Raw genomic sequence first — 14,984 nt, 5'->3', positions numbered from 1 at the left:
CGGTCATCAAGAGGAAACTGCAATGCAATATACATTCCCCGAAGGCTTCTGGTGGGGTAGCGCCTCGTCGGCCGCACAATCGGAAGGAGCTGCCAATGTGGGCGGCAAGGCACCGACCATCTGGGATCACTGGTTCGAGACGGAGCCACACCGTTTCCATGGTCAGGTTGGCCCGGCCAACACCTCCACCTTCTACGATCGTTATCGTGAAGACATCGCATTGATGGAACAGATTGGCCACAACAGCTTCCGCACATCCATCTCCTGGGCCCGGTTGCTGCCGGATGGCCACACCGTCAACCAGGAGGCCGTAGACTTCTACAACAAGGTTATCGATGAGCTGCTGGCCAAGGGGATCAAACCCTTCATCGGCCTGTTCCACTTCGACATGCCGATGTACTGGCAGGAGCAGGGAGGCTGGGAGAGCCGCGAAACCGTGGCGGCTTATGCCGAGTACGCAGCGCTCTGCTTCAAACTGTTCGGTGATCGCGTCGCCTGCTGGATGACCTTCAATGAACCCGTTGTGGTAGTGGAAGGAGGGTATCTGTATGACTTCCATTACCCGAACCAGATGGACTTCAAACGGGCAGCCCAGGTGGCCTATCACATGATGCTGGCCCACAGTCTGGCGGTGAAGCGTTATCGCACACTCTCCCTGCCCGGTCAGATCGGCATCGTCCTGAACCTGACCCCCTCCTATCCGCGCTCTTCAAACCCGGCAGACTTGAAGGCCTCGTTCATTGCCGACCTGTTCTTCAACCGTGCCTTCCTCGATCCTGCGGTGAAGGGGGTTTATCCCCAGGAGCTGATCGATATCCTGCGCGAGCACGATCAGATGCCAGTTGTGCAAAGCGGCGACTGCGAACTGCTGGCCGCCGGCAAGATCGATCTGCTCGGCATCAACTACTACCAGCCGCGGCGAGTGAAGGCACGCATGACGGCCATCAACCCGGACTCCCCTTTCCTGCCTGACTGGTTCTTCGAGAATTACGAGATGCCAGGCCGCAAAATGAACCCTTATCGCGGCTGGGAAATATATGAGCGCGGTATTTATGACATATTGATCAACCTGCGAGATAACTATGGAAATATCCCAAGCTATATCTCCGAAAATGGTATGGGTGTCGAAGGGGAGCACAGATTCATTGGTGAAGATGGTCAGGTAAAAGACGATTATCGTATCGACTTCATTCGCGGCCACCTCCAGTGGATTCATACCGCCATTGCCGAAGGAAGTAATTGCCGTGGTTATCACCTGTGGACCTTTATTGACAGCTGGTCCTGGATGAATGCCTACAAGAACCGTTATGGATTCATCAGCCTTGATTTGGAAAGCCAGCAGCGCACCGTCAAGAAAAGTGGTGAATGGTTCGCCAACGTCTCTCGTAATAATGGATTTTAAGGAGTCATAAATGATGGATCTTGAAGAAGCAGTCATGGGCATCATCGTCAATGCCGGCCAATCTCGCAGTCTCTGTTTCGAAGCCCTGCGTCAAGCTCGTGCTGGCCAGTTCAGCGAAGCGGATGCCTTGCTGCTCCAGGCCACCGACGCGGGGAAGGCTGCCCATGCCGTACAAACCAAACTGATTGAAGCCGATGAGGGCGAAGGCAAGACCAAGATGACACTGGTCATGGTACATGCCCAGGATCACCTGATGACCTCCATTCTGTGCCGCGAACTGGCCACCGAACTGGTCGAAATCTATCGCCGCCAAGCCAGCTGATTTTAACTCATCGGATCGGGAGTCCGTGCTTTTGCCACCGTTATATACGGTGGCTTTTTTTATTCTGGTTATACCAGCCAACCGTCATGTCTTTCATACCTTTTTCAGGCAATTTCAAAATTATGAAACTGTCATGACGCGATACCAGTATAAGTTTCAATATCTGTTTATGGCTATTCTGATGCTGCTTGTAGTCATCAATAAAACACTCATTAATAAACACACAGGAATGTGGATAATATGCGTAAACTTGGACTGATGTCAGTATTGCTGATGGCGGGAGGATTATATTCCACTCAGGCATCGGCATGGTGGTGGAGCAATCAGGATTGGCAGGTCTCTGATGGTTGGCGCAATGGCGGGTCAGAATTCGACTGCACCTGGCGCGCCGCCAACGTCTGGATGGAGTCCGGCACGGCCATCCTCCATGCGAAATCCGACAAAGGGAACAAGAGCTGTGCTGAGCTGCGAACCTACAACTACACCCGCAAGGGTCGTTATGAGGTGCAGATGCAGGCAGGATCGGTGCCCGGCACCATCAGCTCCTTCTTTACCTATACCGGAGATGCAGGTACCAGCTCTCACTATGAAGTCGACATCGAGCTGATGGGGGGCACCAACCTGCTCCATACCAACGTCTGGATCCAGGGGCGTCAGTATCCCCAGGACATCGACCTGGGCAAGTACGGTATCTCCATCTGGAACATGGAGCGCTACGCCTTCAACATCGACGAGGCGGGAGTCACCTGGCAGGTCTTCAGCCGCACCCAGAACAAATGGGTGAGCGTGCGCCGCGAGAGCCGCCCCGTCACCAGCTGGATGCAGACGTTTGTGAATAACTGGATCAGCGCCAACCCGAGCTTCCCGCCCAGTTCCTACAACGGCCAGCCCGTCTACGCCAAATACAAGTACGCCAATGTGACGCCCTGGGAGTGATCGCGATGGTCAACTAAATCCGGGCACACGGCGGCATACCCAAAACCGAAGACACAAAAAAGCCCAACTGAATAAATCAGTTGGGCTATGTAGATGGCGGAGGAGGTGGGATTTGAACCCACGGATGGTCGCCCATCGCCGGTTTTCAAGACCGGTGCATTCAGCCGCTCTGCCACCCCTCCGCAGCAGTGCGACGCATATTACCCATGCCCCCAGCCCTTGTAAATCCCCACTCCGTTTGTTTGCCCATTTATTGGGCTATCTGGCGCACAAAACCGGCAAAACCGCTGCAAACCGTGCTTTTTCAAGCGGATGGCTTGACTTGAAAACAGACTCACCCACTATAGGGGCCACTACCACATCCCCAGCAAGATGGACTTATGAGAATCAAACATGCCCTGTTCGCCGCCCTGACCGGCGCGACCCTGCTTGCGGCGCCCGTGCAGGCGAGCGAGCTGACCAAGAGCGATGTCGAGCAGATCGTGCGCGACTATCTGGTCAAGAATCCGGAGATCCTGGTCGAGATGTCCAACGCCCTGCGTGCCAAGCAGGAGAGCCAGCAGGCCGAGAACGACAAGACGCTGATAGAAGCCCATGCCAAGCAGCTCTTCGCCAACCAGGATCCCGAGAGCGGCAATCCCAAGGGCAGCCTGACGGTGGTGGAGTTCTTCGACTACAACTGCGGCTACTGCAAGCGCGCTCATCCCCTCATTCAGCAACTGCTCTCTGAGGACAAGGAGATCCGCTACATCTACAAGCAGTTCCCCATCCTGAGCGAAACTTCCTACTACGCCGCCCGCGCGGCGCTGGCGGTGAAGCTCGGCCAGCCCGACAAATACCAGGCCTTCCACGACAAGCTGTACGCCCATCAGGGACCCCTCTCCGACGAAGCCCAGGTGAAAGACGTCGCCAGGGCCGCCGGCGTGGACTGGAGCAAGGTCGAGGCGAAGATCAAGGACGGCAGCATCGATCAGAATCTGGGTACCAACCGGGCGCTGGCCGAAGCCATGGCCATTTCCGGTACCCCGGCCTTTATCATCGGCGATCAGATCCTGCGCGGCGCACCGCGGGATCTGGCCAGCCTCAAGGCCATCATCAAGGATGTCCGCGCCGGCAAGAGCATTCAGTAACCCGCGCGTTGTTCATGAAAAAACGCCCCGGCATGCCGGGGCGTTTTGCTATTCAGGCTGCAAACCATCAGGCCTGATGGGCCGTCGCAAGAAGCTGTCAGCAAGGCGAAGAGCAGCGCTGGGACCCGAGTTGATATGAATAAATGAGGTTCCTGAGCAGCCCATGACCCTTGATCACGGCTTCGCAGCAGGGCCATAACCGTTCGGGTTCTGGCTTTGCCAGCGCCAGGTATCCACCATCATCTGCTCCAGACCCCGCTCAGCCTGCCAGTCCAGCTCGTCACGGGCCAGAGCCGGTTCAGCCCAGCACTCGGCAATGTCGCCGGGGCGACGGGGCTTGATCTGGTAGGGAATGGCACGGCCACTGGCTGCCTCGAACGCCTTGACCATCTCCAGCACGGAATAGCCCTGACCGGTGCCGAGGTTATAGGTGAAGACGCCGGTATCACTCTTGATGCGGGCCAACGCTTTGAGGTGACCGATGGCGAGATCCACCACGTGGATATAGTCGCGCACCCCGGTGCCGTCCGGCGTCGGGTAGTCGTTGCCAAAGACCCCCAGCTCCTTGAGCTTGCCCACGCCGACCTGACTGATGTAAGGCAGCAGGTTGTTGGGGATGCCGTTGGGATCTTCACCGATGAGGCCGCTCTCGTGAGCACCCACCGGGTTGAAGTAGCGCAGCAGCACGATGGCCCAGCGAGGATCGGATATGGAGAGGTCACGCAGGATCTCTTCGACCATCAGCTTGGAGCGGCCATAGGGGTTGGTGGCGCTGGTGGGGAAATCTTCCCGCAGGGGTACCGAGGCCGGATCCCCATAGACGGTGGCCGAGGAGCTGAACACCAGCCGGAACACGCCGGCCCTGGCCATCTCTTCGCACAGCACCAGGGTGCCGGTCACGTTGTTCTGATAGTAGGTAAGCGGGATCTGGCCGGATTCCCCCACCGCCTTGAGGCCGGCGAAGTGGATCACGGATGCTATCCTGTGCTCGGCAAACAGCCGCTGCAGGCAGGCTCTGTCCAGAATGTCCCCTTCCACGAAGGTGACCGGCTTGCCGGTGATCCGCTCGACCCGTTTGAGAGATTCGGGGGAAGCGTTGGAGAGGTTGTCCAGTACTACGACCTGCTGCCCGGTACCAAGCAGCTCGACCAGGGTGTGGGAACCGATGTAACCGGCTCCCCCCGTCACCAGAATTGTCATTTTTTATCCCGTACTTTGCTGAAACTGGGGTTGAGTCTACCCGCACGACCCGTCCGGGAAAAGCTCGGGATACCAATGACGCCCGTCAGTACTCCAGGCTCACATCCCCTCTGGCGGTGCAGGAACAGGCCAGCGCCACCCCGTTCTCGAGATCTTGCGCGCTCAAGGTCATCACGCTCTGGCGCTCGATTTCGCCTTCCGTGGTGCAGCGACAGGCGCCGCACACCCCGGCGCGGCAAGCGGCCATCATGGTCTCCCCCGCCCCCTCCAGTGCCGCCAGCAGGGTCTGGCCAGGCAGTATCTTCACTTTCTTGCCGCTCTTTTTCAGGGTCAGCCAGAAGTGGTCGCTGCCGGCCGCAACTGGCGCCGCGCCCGATGTAACAGCAGGCAGGCCGAACGACTCCTGGTGCAACTGCGCTGCCGGCAGTCCCAGCTCCGCCAGCATGGTGCAGACTGCGGTCATGTAGGGGGCAGGCCCGCACAGATAGACATGGCGGCTCAAGAGATCCGGCGCCAATTCCTTGAGCATCCCCGGTGTGAGCCGGCCAACCCAGGGATGAGCCGTTGGCGCCTCTTCCCCTACTTTCTCCAGCACTAAAGCATGGCGCACACCGGCATGAGCCTCGGCCAGCGAAGCCAGTTCCCTTGCGAAGATCACATCCCCGGGGGTTCTGGCGCTGTGAATAAAGCGAATGTCTGCATCCGGCCGTTTGGCGAGCTCGTCCCGCAGCATGGCCCACATGGGGGTGATGCCGGAGCCGGCGCTGAGCAGCAGCGGCCGCTCGCAGGGGAACGCGGTCAGGTGGAAATCGCCGAAGGGGCCGTCTACCCGGATCTCGTCCCCCACTTGCAGGCTCTGGTGCAGATGGTGAGAGACCAGCCCCACATCCTTGATGGTGACCTGCCAGAAAGGATCCTGCGGGCTGGAGGAGAGGGTGTAGGCGCGACAGTGAGGCTTGCCGTCAATCATCGTGTGCAGGGTGACGCACTGGCCGGCCAGCACGGAGGGCAGGTCGCCAGCCAGGGGTTCAAATTGCCAGCTCGCCACGTCGTGGGTCTCTGCCCGGCGGGCTATACAGCGCAGGCTCAAAGAGGTGGAGGTCATCGCAAGGCTCCTCTTGCTCGGAAATTGCGTTGAAAAAAGGCGAGCCATCAGGCTCGCCAAAGGCTTACAACATGCTGAGCGTGTAAGGCTGTATCTTTGCTCAGGCCGCCAGGATCTCGGCGAGATCCGCGTCTGCCGTGGTGGTGCCTTTCAGGCCGAACTGCTCCTCCAGCACCTTGAGCAGGGCCGGGGTGAGGAAGGCCGGGGCGGTCGGGCCGGTGCGGATGTCCTTCACACCGAGCGCAAGCAGAGTGAGCAAAATGACGATGGCTTTTTGCTCGAACCAGGAGAGCACAAGGGTCAGGGGCAGATCGTTGACGCCGCACTCGAACGCGTCGGCGAGCGCCAGGGCCAGCTGGATGGCGGAGTAGGCATCATTGCACTGACCCACGTCCAGCAGGCGCGGAATGCCGCCGATGTCGCCGAAATCGAGCTTGTTGAACTTGTACTTGCCGCAGCCCAGGGTCAGCAGCAGGCTGTCCTGCGGGATCGCCTTGGCAAACTCGGTGTAGTAGGCGCGCTCGGCACGGTCGCCGTCACATCCCCCCACCAGGAAGAAGTGGCTGATTTCGCCAGCCTTGACCTTGTCGATCACTGCGGGAGCGGCCTGCATCAGGGCGTTGCGGGCAAAACCGATGGTGATGAAGTGCTCGAGCTCAACGTGCTTGAAGCCTTCCAGCGCTTGCGCCTTGGCGATAACGACGGAGAAATCTTCCCCTTCCAGGTGGGTCACACCGGGCCAGCCGACGATGGAGCGGGTGAAGATGCGATCGCTGTAGTTGCCCACGTTCGGGTCGATGATGCAGTTGGAGGTCATCACCACAGCGCCCGGGAAATTGGCAAACTCCTTCTGCTGGTTCTGCCAGGCGGAGCCGTAGTTGCCCACCAGGTGCGGGTACTGCTTGAAGAAGGGGTAGGCCAGGGCCGGCAGCATCTCGCCATGGGTGTAGACGTTGATGCCAGTGCCCCTGGTCTGCTCCAGGATGAGCTTGAGATCCACCATGTCGTGGCCGGAGACCAGAATGCACTTGCCCGGTACCGGAGTGACGCGTACCTGGGTCGGCTCGGGGTGGCCAAAGGCGGTGGTTTCACCGAGATCCAGCATCTCCATGATCTTGAAGTTCAGCAGGCCGATCTCCATGGCGCACTTGAACAGGGGATCCAGATCGCAGGGATCCGTGCCGAGCCAGCTCATGATGCGATGGAATTCGGCGGCGACCCCGGCATCCTGCTGATCCAGCACCCGGGCGTGTTCCATGTAGGCGGCGGCGCCCTTGAGGCCGTAGAGGCAGAGCAAGCGCAGCCCCATGATGTCTTCGTTGACCTCGTTCTTGCCCCGGTTGACCGCAGTCTGCGGCGCCTGGGCAAGCTGGGCCAGCAGATCGGCACCCGGCTCGAAGCGGGCGGCAGCGGGCAGTGCATCGGCCTGCACCGCCAGCGGTGCCAGCTTGGCGGCCAGTTGCTGGCGATAGGCCAGCGCCTGGTTGACGTAGGCGACGATGCGAGCGGAGTCGAAGTTGACGTTGGTGAGGGTGGCAAAGAACGCCTTGGGCACGAAAGCGTCTATTTCGCTGTCGACGATGCCGTGCTCGCGGGCCGCCAGGGCCCAGGCGCTGAGCCCTTGCAGGGTATAGATCAGCACATCCTGCAGGTCGGAGGTTTCCGCCGTCTTGCCGCACATGCCTTGTGCATAGGCGCAGCCGTTGCCTGCCGGGGTACGAATAGTCTGTTCACATTGCACACAAAACATCATGTCTCTCCTAATTGGACATTTCAGTTATCTGTTTTGTGGCGATTCTATTCCCCTCCTGGAAAACTTAATAGGCATTCAATTTACCAATTAACATTTCATTGATGCAGATCAAATAGAAAAAAGCCGCCCAAATCGGGCGGCAAGCGGGTGGGAAATCAAGGAGAGACAACTCGGGTTTGCAACAACAGGGGCAATGATACGGGCCGGAGCATGGGCAGCCGGCCCCAGGTTTATCAGGCCAGATAGGCGCGCAGCATCCAGACCAGTTTCTCCTGCTGCTGCACATAGTCGGAGAGGATGGACGCAGTCCCTTCATCACCGGCATCGGCGGCCTGACCCAGGATGCGGCGCTGGGCAACCAGCAGTTCGCGGAAGCTCGCCAGCAGGGATTCCACGCAGGCACGACCGTCATGCAACCCCTTCTGCTCGGGGATGGCGGACACCTGGATGTAGTCGCTGAAGCTGTGCAGGGGCACCCCATCCAGGGTCAGAATGCGTTCGGCCAGGGCATCGACTTTCAGCAGCAGGTCGTTGTAGATCTCTTCGAATTTCAGGTGCAGCTCGAAGAACTGGTTGCCGCGGATGTTCCAGTGGAAGCCACGGACGTTCATGTAGAGGATCTGGTAGCTGGCCAGCAGCTTGTTGAGCTCGGCGGCCAGGGCTTGTGATTGAACGGTATCAAGACCAATGGGGCTCTTCATGATTCACCTCCAGGTGGTAAGCATTATCGGGAACGGAGTCAGCTTATCCAGAAGCAGACTCAAAGGACAATCGTCTGTGCCTTGCCGATCCATAGCCAATAGCTATTGTCGGCAAAAATGCACCGGCTTTCATTGCTCAAGCCGTTCGATATAGAGGATCACCTCGCCGAGGTGAATGCCGAACTTGCTGATCTTCGCGCGGTTGATCAGGCGATCGTCGTCCAGCAGATACATCCAGTCATCAAAGCTCACCCTCACCACGCTCTCATCCGGCAGTGCCAGATCGAGTTGATAACGCCAATTGAGGGCAAAGCCCTCTGTCTTGCCTACCGCCTCCCCCACCACGTCTGAAGCCGTGCCGCGCCAGTGGCCATCCGCCCCCTTGCTCAAAAACCAGGTGCGGGTCTGCCGACGGCCATCATCGAAGTAAAACTGCTCGAACAGCTCCCCCTTGCCCTCTCGCCAGTGCCCCTGCATCTCGACCCGAAAGCGACTGGTCACTTCGCCGCTGCGGTCCGTCACCAGGCCGTGGGCCACCAGCTTGCCATTGAAGAAACGGGCGAGATCCCAGCCCGGCCGGGAGCCGCGATAATCGTCAAGACCCGCGCCGCAACCAGAGAGCCACAGCAGGGGCAGCAACCAGGCAAGACGCCACCAGGAAGAGAACTTCATGGAATACTCCATCAGGATTGGCCGCGCAGACGGCGGGTCAGAGCGGGATCCCGGCTGTCGTCAGTCAGCCAGATAGCAAGAAACGCGGGGGCGAAGGCGGGATCATCAAGAGAGCCCAGGAGGCGATCTCGCAACCAGAAGTGGCCCGTGCCTTGCTCGTCCACATAAAAAACCAGCTTGTCGCCGGGGGCGACATCCGGCCAGAACGTGGCCAGTCGAGCCAGCCAGCGTTGGCGCTCACTCTCGCTGCCAAGGCCGAGCCGCTGCCACTCGGCGGCGGTCGCCTCCAGCAGATCCTGGCGCTCGATGGCCCTCGCGTAGGTAATGCTGAGGGCCTGCGGGTAGCGCCCCGGCTGATAGCGACCGCTCTCGCTGTAGAGGGTGGCGTCATAGAGCTTGAACCAGAGCCAGCGCATCTCCCCCTGTCCCACGGTTCGCAGCCCCTGCCAGGGGGCGGCAACACTCTGGGCGGTCGCAAGCAGTGGCAGGCTCAAGGCCGCCAGCAGCAGGCTAGTTCCACCCCATGTGCCAACGGGCGGGATCCTCCAGTTCATGCCAGTCCATCTCCTGTTCCTGCAGGGTGTTGATATCCTGCATCACCACGCTCGCCAGATGCCCCTGGGCATCGCGCTGGCAGGCCACCACCAGGTAGAAACGATCGGCCAGCTCGCACTGGCCATCCCTGGTCCACTTGGAAAACAACAAGGTGTCGGTCGAAAAGGTGTTCATCTCGTCTCACCCTCCAGCTTGACCGTTACCCACAGGAGTACGGGTAACCACCACATCCAGATCACCGCCAGCAGCACTGCGCTTGTCCAGATGCCCCAGGGTAAGTTTACTGCCCCCATGGCGGCCCCCGCCATATAGGAGGAGCCCCCCCCCACCATGCCGAACAGCCCCTGTTGCCAGCGCGGCAAGAGGCGAAGCCAGGGAAGGCCGTGGGAGAGGGTCAGGGCGAAACCGCACCAGAGCAGCAACAGCCAGAGCGGAAAACCGGACGGAAAGTGAAACAGGCCGAGGCGCCAGAGCAGGATGTCGAGCAGGCAGCCTGCCAGGGCGACCGGGATGAGGCGCCAGTCCTGCCCGCGGCGGGGGGAGAAGATGAAATGGAGCAGCAGCATCCCGAGCAGCGGGCCCGGTTGCTGCCATCTCACCGCCAGCAACCAGTAGAGGTTGAATCCCAGCAGGTGGGCCCACTGCCACATGATCAGCGACCGTGTGCCGGCAAGTCCCCGGACCAGCCATGGGGCCCCGGCTTGGCGGCCTCCAGTTGCACCAGGCTGATGGCCCGCTCCCAGAATCCCCCTTCACAGTAGGCGAAATAGAAGTGCCAGAGCCGGATGAAATCCTGGCTGTAACCGAGCTTGGGCAGCTCTGGGGCCAGCGCCAGGAAGCGTTCGCACCAGTGGGCCAGGGTACGGGCATAGTGGTGGCCGTGATCGTGCAGCCGTACCAGCTGCATGTCGGTCTCCCGCGCCAGCAGACCCGCCATCTGGGAGACGCAGGGCAGGCAGCCTCCCGGGAAGATGTAGCGCTGGATGAAGTCCACCCCGCGCAGATACTGGGCGTGGCGCTGATCGGCGATGGTGATGGCCTGGATCAGCAGGCGTCCGCCGGGCTTGAGCAGGCGCGACAACTGGCGGAAATAGTCGGGCAGGAAGGCGTGCCCCACCGCCTCGATCATCTCGATGGAGACCAGCTTGTCATAGCGTCCCTCCAGCTTGCGGTAATCCTCCAGCAGCAAGGTGATGCGATCCCCCAGCCCCTCCCGCTCGATCCACGCCTTGGCATAGTCGTGCTGGGCCCGGGAGATGGTAGTGGTGGTGACCCGGCAGCCGTAGTGACGGGCCGCATAGACGGCAAGACCGCCCCAGCCGGTGCCTATCTCCAGCAGGTGGTCGTCCGGCCCAAGCTCAAGCCGCTCACAGATGGTGCGCAGCTTGGCCTGCTGCCCCTCCTCCAGGGTGGCATCCGGGTGGGGATAGATGGCGCTCGAATACTGCATGTGATCGTCGAGAAAGCCCTGATAGAGGGTGTTGCCAAGGTCATAGTGGGCGGCGATGTTGGCACGCGAACCGGTCAGGGTATTGCGATTGAACCAGTGGCGCACCTTGTTGAACGGGAAGCTGAGCCAGCCGAGGCGCCGTTCCAGGGCGTCGAGCAGCGGCAGATTGCGGGCCAGCAGGCGCACCAGTGCCACCGGCTCCGGGCTGGTCCAGAGACCCTCCACCCAGGTCTCTCCTGCGGCGATGCTGCCCCCCAGCAGCAGGCGGCGATAAAACGCCGGATCCTGCACCACCAGCTCGGCATGCAGGTCGCTGCCCGCCTTGCCGAAGCGGTGGCACTCGCTGCCGTCGTGAAGCACCAGTTGACCCTGCTCAAGGCGCGCCAGCAATTTGAGCAGCAGTTGCTTGGCCCCCTTGTCGATGAAAGAGGCAGAGAGGGTTGATTGAGCAAGTTCCATTAGCGGCTCTCCGAATGGGTCAAGAGTGAGGTCGTTCGGTTGGGATGAACCCGCACCATGGGCTGCTGACAACACCAGGAAGCGGAATTAAACGGGTGTGTCGGCGTCATGGGCGGCTCTCCGGATGGGTGAAGACGGGGGTGCGTTTGATAAAAAGGCGCAGGGCCTGCCAGTAGATCCCGAGCAGCACCTTCAGGGTCATCCAGGGCCAGCGAACCAGCAGCGCCGCCAGCCCCTTGCGCGACAGCGGCGCGCGGCGCAGGGCCAGGGTGGCGTCAAACAGCTTGCTCTCACCGGATACGGGGTGGCTCTCGATATGGATCAGCGCCTCCTCTTTCGGCGCCCGGATGCGCCAGTGGTAGCGCATCCCCAGTCCCATGAAGGGGGAGACATGGAAATCCTTGTCATGGGGGGAGAGCGCCGCCAGATCCAGCAGGTAGTAGTGGCGCTCGTTCCAGGGGGTATTGGAGACCTCCGCCAGCAGGTAGCGGGTCTCCCCCGCCCGATCGCAGAAGTAGAAATTGACCGGGCTGAAATAAAACCCGAGGCAGCGCACGTTGCCAAGGAGCAGCACCCGCCCGCCGGGCTCCGCATCCCCCCCAAGGGCCGCCACCTTGTCCCAGACCGCCTGCTTGAGGGGCCCTTCGCTGCCCCGCAGATAGTCCTCGCGGCGAAACGAGAGCAGTCCGGCCCGCTCCACGGCAAACCAGCGCCCCTGCTCAAGCCCGGGCAGTTCGTCCAGATCCAGCCCCAGCATGAAGAGGCTGTATGAAAAAGCGTGGGCCCTGGGGGCGAAGCGGCGATGGCGCACCGAGCCTTGCCAGATGGCGCTGATCCCCTCCCCCATTCCCTCGTCCCCTTGCGTCAAGGCTGCGGCGCCGCTCATAACTCGGCCCCGAAGCGTCTGGCCACGTCCAGGGCGCTGCGCACCCCGTCCTCGTGAAAACCGTTGTACCAGTAAGCCCCGCAGAAGTGGGTGCGCTGATGGCCACAGATCTCGCCCCGTCGCTGCTGGGCGGCGATGGAGCCCTGATTGAATACCGGATGATGATAGACGAAACGGCGCAACACCTTGCTCTCGTCCACCCGTCCACGGGGATTGAGGCTGACGCAGAAGGGCGCTGGGGAGCTCACCCCCTGCAGGATGTTCATGTTGTAGCTCACCAGGGGGCGCGCCCCGTCATCCTCACCGAGCTGGTAGTTCCAGCTCGCCCACGCCTTGCGGCGCATCGGCAGGCAGGAGGCGTCGGTGTGCAGCCAGACGTCGTTGGCCTGATAGGGCATGTTCCCGAGGATGGCCCTCTCTGCGTCGCTCGCATCCGCCAGCAGGGCCAGGGCCTGATCGCTGTGACAGGCGAAGATCACCTCGTCAAAATGGGCCTCCTGCCCCTGGCTGGTGACCACGACGCCATCCGCCACCCGGCGCACCGCCTCCACCGGGGTAGCGAGGCGGATGCGCGACTGCCAGCCCGCCGTGAGCGGCCCTATGTACTCTCGCGAGCCACCCGGGATCACATACCACTGGGGGCGGTTCGCCACCTCCAGCAGCCCGTGGTTGGCGAAAAACCGCAGGAAGAAGCTCAAGGGGAAGGCACGCATGTCCGCCAGGGTGGAGGACCAGATGGCCGCCCCCATGGGCAGGATGTAGTGGCGGGCGAAATAGTCGCTGAATTTCCCCCCCTGCAGGAAGTCCCCCAGGGTCAGCTCGGGGGTCAGCTCCCGCTGGCGATGCGCGGCCAGCCAGGCCCGCGCCTCCCGGTTGAAGCGCAGGATCTCGGCGACGAAGCGATAGAAGCGCGGGCTCAGCAGATTGCGGCGCCGGGCGAACAGGGTATCGAGGTTGTGGCCGTTGTACTCCATCCCCTCGGGACTCTTGACCGAGAAGCTCATCTCGGCGGGTTGGCGCCCCACACCGATGCGCTCCAGCAATTTGAGGAAGTTGGGATAGGTGCGGTCATTGAAGACGATGAAGCCGGTGTCGATGGCATAGTGGCGCCCAGCCTGTTCCACCTCCACGGTGGCGGTGTGGCCTCCCAGGGTCGGCGCCGCCTCGAACAGGGTGATGTCATGCAGCTTGTGGAGCAGAAAACCGGCGGTGAGACCGGAGATACCGGAGCCGACGATGGCGATCTTTTTCTTCATGAAGAGCGTCCTTTCGAAACGAGTGTGCGGCCAAGGCGCAGCCAGAGCCCCGTCGGCAGAGCGCCGAGCAGGCGCAGCAGCCAGATGAAGCGACGGGGAAAGTGGATCTGGTGGCGACCGGCGGCAAGCCCCGTCATGATGGCGCGGGAAGCCTCTTCCACCGTCACCAGGCAGGGCATGGGAAAATCATTCTTGTCGGTGAGCGGCGTCTGCACGAAGCCCGGGCGGATCAGGGTCACCCCGATGCCCTTGCTGGCCAGATCCAGGCGCAACGTATTCGCCAGATAATCGAGGGCCGCCTTGGAGGCGCCATAGGCCTCCGCCCGTGGCAGGGGCAGCCAGCTCACCGAGGAGCTGACGATGGCAAGCCGTCCACCCGCCCCCAGCCGTGGCAGCAAGGCGGCCATGGCGTTGCCGGTGGCGATGAGGTTGGTCTCGATGACCCGGGCAAACAGGGCGCCGTCAAAGCCTTCTGCCGGATCCATGTATTCACAGTTGCCCGCATTGAGAATGAGCAGGTCGAGGGCGGGCAAGCTTGCGGCCACCCCGGCCATGGCGGCGCTGTCGCGCGCATCGAATCGCAAAGGGGTGATCCCCTGGTCGGTCAGTGCCTGCAAGCGCGCCTCGTCCCGGCCACAACCCCACACCTGCCAGCCGGCGCGCCGATAATCCAGCGCCAGCTGGCGGCCGATGCCCGAGGTGGCCCCGGTGATCAGCACCCGGCCGCTCATGTCCCCAGCCTCCCCTTGATGGCCCGTACCACGGGCCCCAGCAGCGGCAACTGCTCGTAGAGCATGGCCCCGAGATCGAAGTAGTCCCGGTGCAGGCACACCTTGCCCCAGGAGTCGAACGTCAGCCGGGTGGCACCCTCGACCCTGACAGCCCGGCCACCGGCAATCCTGGGGTGGGAGAAGGTCATGACCCAGGCGAGCCAGGCTTCGTTGCCCGACTGCTGCTGACTCGTTATCTCGAAACTGCACTGGGCAAGGCGCTCATAAAGGGAGGAAAAGTAACGGGTGAGCGCGGCCAGCCCCTCTATCCGGTGCGCAGGATCGATGAAGAGCACCTCATCGGCATAGACCTCCGGCAAGCGGTGCAACTGATGCTTGTCCAATTGCAGGTAGAGGATGACAAAGCGGGCCAGCGCGTCATTCATG

General features: G+C 61.4%; 17 protein-coding genes and 1 tRNA gene. 4 read left to right on the top strand and 14 right to left on the bottom strand.

Annotated elements, in window-relative coordinates; genetic code table 11:
- Nucleotides 1-22 precede the first annotated feature (22 nt).
- From AB5Y59_RS00225 to AB5Y59_RS00215, 3 genes are all read left to right on the top strand, one after another.
- A complete protein-coding gene (locus AB5Y59_RS00225) occupies nt 23-1,402 on the top strand; it encodes a glycoside hydrolase family 1 protein (RefSeq protein WP_368211226.1) in 1,380 nt (459 codons plus the stop codon).
- Between the two features lie 10 nt (nt 1,403-1,412).
- Nucleotides 1,413-1,724 carry a PTS lactose/cellobiose transporter subunit IIA gene (locus tag AB5Y59_RS00220; RefSeq protein WP_010673336.1) on the top strand — a complete coding sequence of 104 codons (312 nt, stop codon included), beginning with the start codon at nt 1,413-1,415 and terminating at the stop codon, nt 1,722-1,724.
- Nucleotides 1,725-1,964: 240 nt separating this feature from the next.
- The gene (locus tag AB5Y59_RS00215; RefSeq protein WP_080560416.1) at nt 1,965-2,660 is read left to right on the top strand and encodes a family 16 glycosylhydrolase; all 696 of its coding nucleotides are present in this window, start codon (nt 1,965-1,967) and stop codon (nt 2,658-2,660) included.
- A 94-nt stretch (nt 2,661-2,754) separates the two neighbouring features.
- On the opposite strand, the gene AB5Y59_RS00210 is transcribed toward AB5Y59_RS00215, so the two are convergent.
- Nucleotides 2,755-2,842: transfer RNA gene (locus AB5Y59_RS00210), tRNA-Ser, on the bottom strand.
- 198 nt (nt 2,843-3,040) lie between these two features.
- Here AB5Y59_RS00210 and AB5Y59_RS00205 point away from each other — a divergent pair.
- Nucleotides 3,041-3,790: a DsbA family protein gene (locus AB5Y59_RS00205; RefSeq protein WP_039041345.1), complete on the top strand. Its 750-nt coding sequence runs from the start codon at nt 3,041-3,043 to the stop codon at nt 3,788-3,790.
- A 174-nt stretch (nt 3,791-3,964) separates the two neighbouring features.
- On the opposite strand, the gene galE is transcribed toward AB5Y59_RS00205, so the two are convergent.
- The 13 genes from galE to AB5Y59_RS00140 form a co-directional block, all read right to left on the bottom strand.
- On the bottom strand, nt 3,965-4,990 hold the full coding sequence (galE, locus tag AB5Y59_RS00200; protein WP_043152501.1) for a UDP-glucose 4-epimerase GalE: 1,026 nt from the start codon (nt 4,988-4,990) through the stop codon (nt 3,965-3,967).
- A gap of 85 nt (nt 4,991-5,075) precedes the next feature.
- Nucleotides 5,076-6,095, bottom strand: a complete 1,020-nt coding sequence (locus AB5Y59_RS00195) for an FAD-binding oxidoreductase (protein ID WP_368211225.1) — start codon at nt 6,093-6,095, stop codon at nt 5,076-5,078.
- A gap of 100 nt (nt 6,096-6,195) precedes the next feature.
- Nucleotides 6,196-7,845 carry a hydroxylamine reductase gene (hcp, locus tag AB5Y59_RS00190; RefSeq protein WP_368211236.1) on the bottom strand — a complete coding sequence of 550 codons (1,650 nt, stop codon included), beginning with the start codon at nt 7,843-7,845 and terminating at the stop codon, nt 6,196-6,198.
- A gap of 236 nt (nt 7,846-8,081) precedes the next feature.
- Nucleotides 8,082-8,549, bottom strand: a complete 468-nt coding sequence (locus AB5Y59_RS00185) for a Dps family protein (protein ID WP_010673329.1) — start codon at nt 8,547-8,549, stop codon at nt 8,082-8,084.
- Nucleotides 8,550-8,678: 129 nt separating this feature from the next.
- Nucleotides 8,679-9,221, bottom strand: a complete 543-nt coding sequence (locus AB5Y59_RS00180; RefSeq protein ID WP_080768134.1) for a DUF3833 domain-containing protein — start codon at nt 9,219-9,221, stop codon at nt 8,679-8,681.
- Between the two features lie 11 nt (nt 9,222-9,232).
- Nucleotides 9,233-9,775: a chalcone isomerase family protein gene (locus tag AB5Y59_RS00175; protein WP_270821134.1), complete on the bottom strand. Its 543-nt coding sequence runs from the start codon at nt 9,773-9,775 to the stop codon at nt 9,233-9,235.
- Nucleotides 9,732-9,950 carry a TIGR02450 family Trp-rich protein gene (locus tag AB5Y59_RS00170; protein ID WP_042880015.1) on the bottom strand — a complete coding sequence of 73 codons (219 nt, stop codon included), beginning with the start codon at nt 9,948-9,950 and terminating at the stop codon, nt 9,732-9,734. The genes AB5Y59_RS00175 and AB5Y59_RS00170 overlap by 44 nt, the downstream gene beginning before the upstream one ends.
- Nucleotides 9,947-10,426 (bottom strand): DUF2878 domain-containing protein, encoded by a 480-nt coding sequence (locus AB5Y59_RS00165; protein ID WP_104454622.1) that lies wholly within the window; start codon nt 10,424-10,426, stop codon nt 9,947-9,949. The genes AB5Y59_RS00170 and AB5Y59_RS00165 overlap by 4 nt, the downstream gene beginning before the upstream one ends.
- A gap of 2 nt (nt 10,427-10,428) precedes the next feature.
- Nucleotides 10,429-11,685 carry a cyclopropane-fatty-acyl-phospholipid synthase family protein gene (locus AB5Y59_RS00160; protein ID WP_039041352.1) on the bottom strand — a complete coding sequence of 419 codons (1,257 nt, stop codon included), beginning with the start codon at nt 11,683-11,685 and terminating at the stop codon, nt 10,429-10,431.
- 106 nt (nt 11,686-11,791) lie between these two features.
- Nucleotides 11,792-12,571, bottom strand: coding sequence for a DUF1365 domain-containing protein (locus AB5Y59_RS00155; protein ID WP_039041353.1), 780 nt, complete (start codon nt 12,569-12,571; stop codon nt 11,792-11,794).
- A complete protein-coding gene (locus tag AB5Y59_RS00150) occupies nt 12,568-13,827 on the bottom strand; it encodes an FAD-dependent oxidoreductase (RefSeq protein ID WP_323907861.1) in 1,260 nt (419 codons plus the stop codon). The genes AB5Y59_RS00155 and AB5Y59_RS00150 overlap by 4 nt, the downstream gene beginning before the upstream one ends.
- Entirely contained in the window at nt 13,824-14,558 is a 735-nt protein-coding gene (locus AB5Y59_RS00145; RefSeq protein ID WP_368211222.1) for an SDR family NAD(P)-dependent oxidoreductase, read from the bottom strand. Before AB5Y59_RS00145 ends, AB5Y59_RS00150 begins: the two co-directional genes overlap by 4 nt.
- Nucleotides 14,555-14,983 carry a nuclear transport factor 2 family protein gene (locus tag AB5Y59_RS00140; protein WP_010673320.1) on the bottom strand — a complete coding sequence of 143 codons (429 nt, stop codon included), beginning with the start codon at nt 14,981-14,983 and terminating at the stop codon, nt 14,555-14,557. The genes AB5Y59_RS00145 and AB5Y59_RS00140 overlap by 4 nt, the downstream gene beginning before the upstream one ends.
- Nucleotide 14,984 lies beyond the last annotated feature (1 nt).

The sequence above is a fragment of the Aeromonas sp. s10 genome, assembly GCF_040907975.1.
GTDB classification, from domain to species: domain Bacteria; phylum Pseudomonadota; class Gammaproteobacteria; order Enterobacterales; family Aeromonadaceae; genus Aeromonas; species Aeromonas caviae.
The sequence above is the reverse complement of the archived record's forward strand: the minus strand, read 5'-3'. Positions and strand labels throughout refer to the sequence as shown.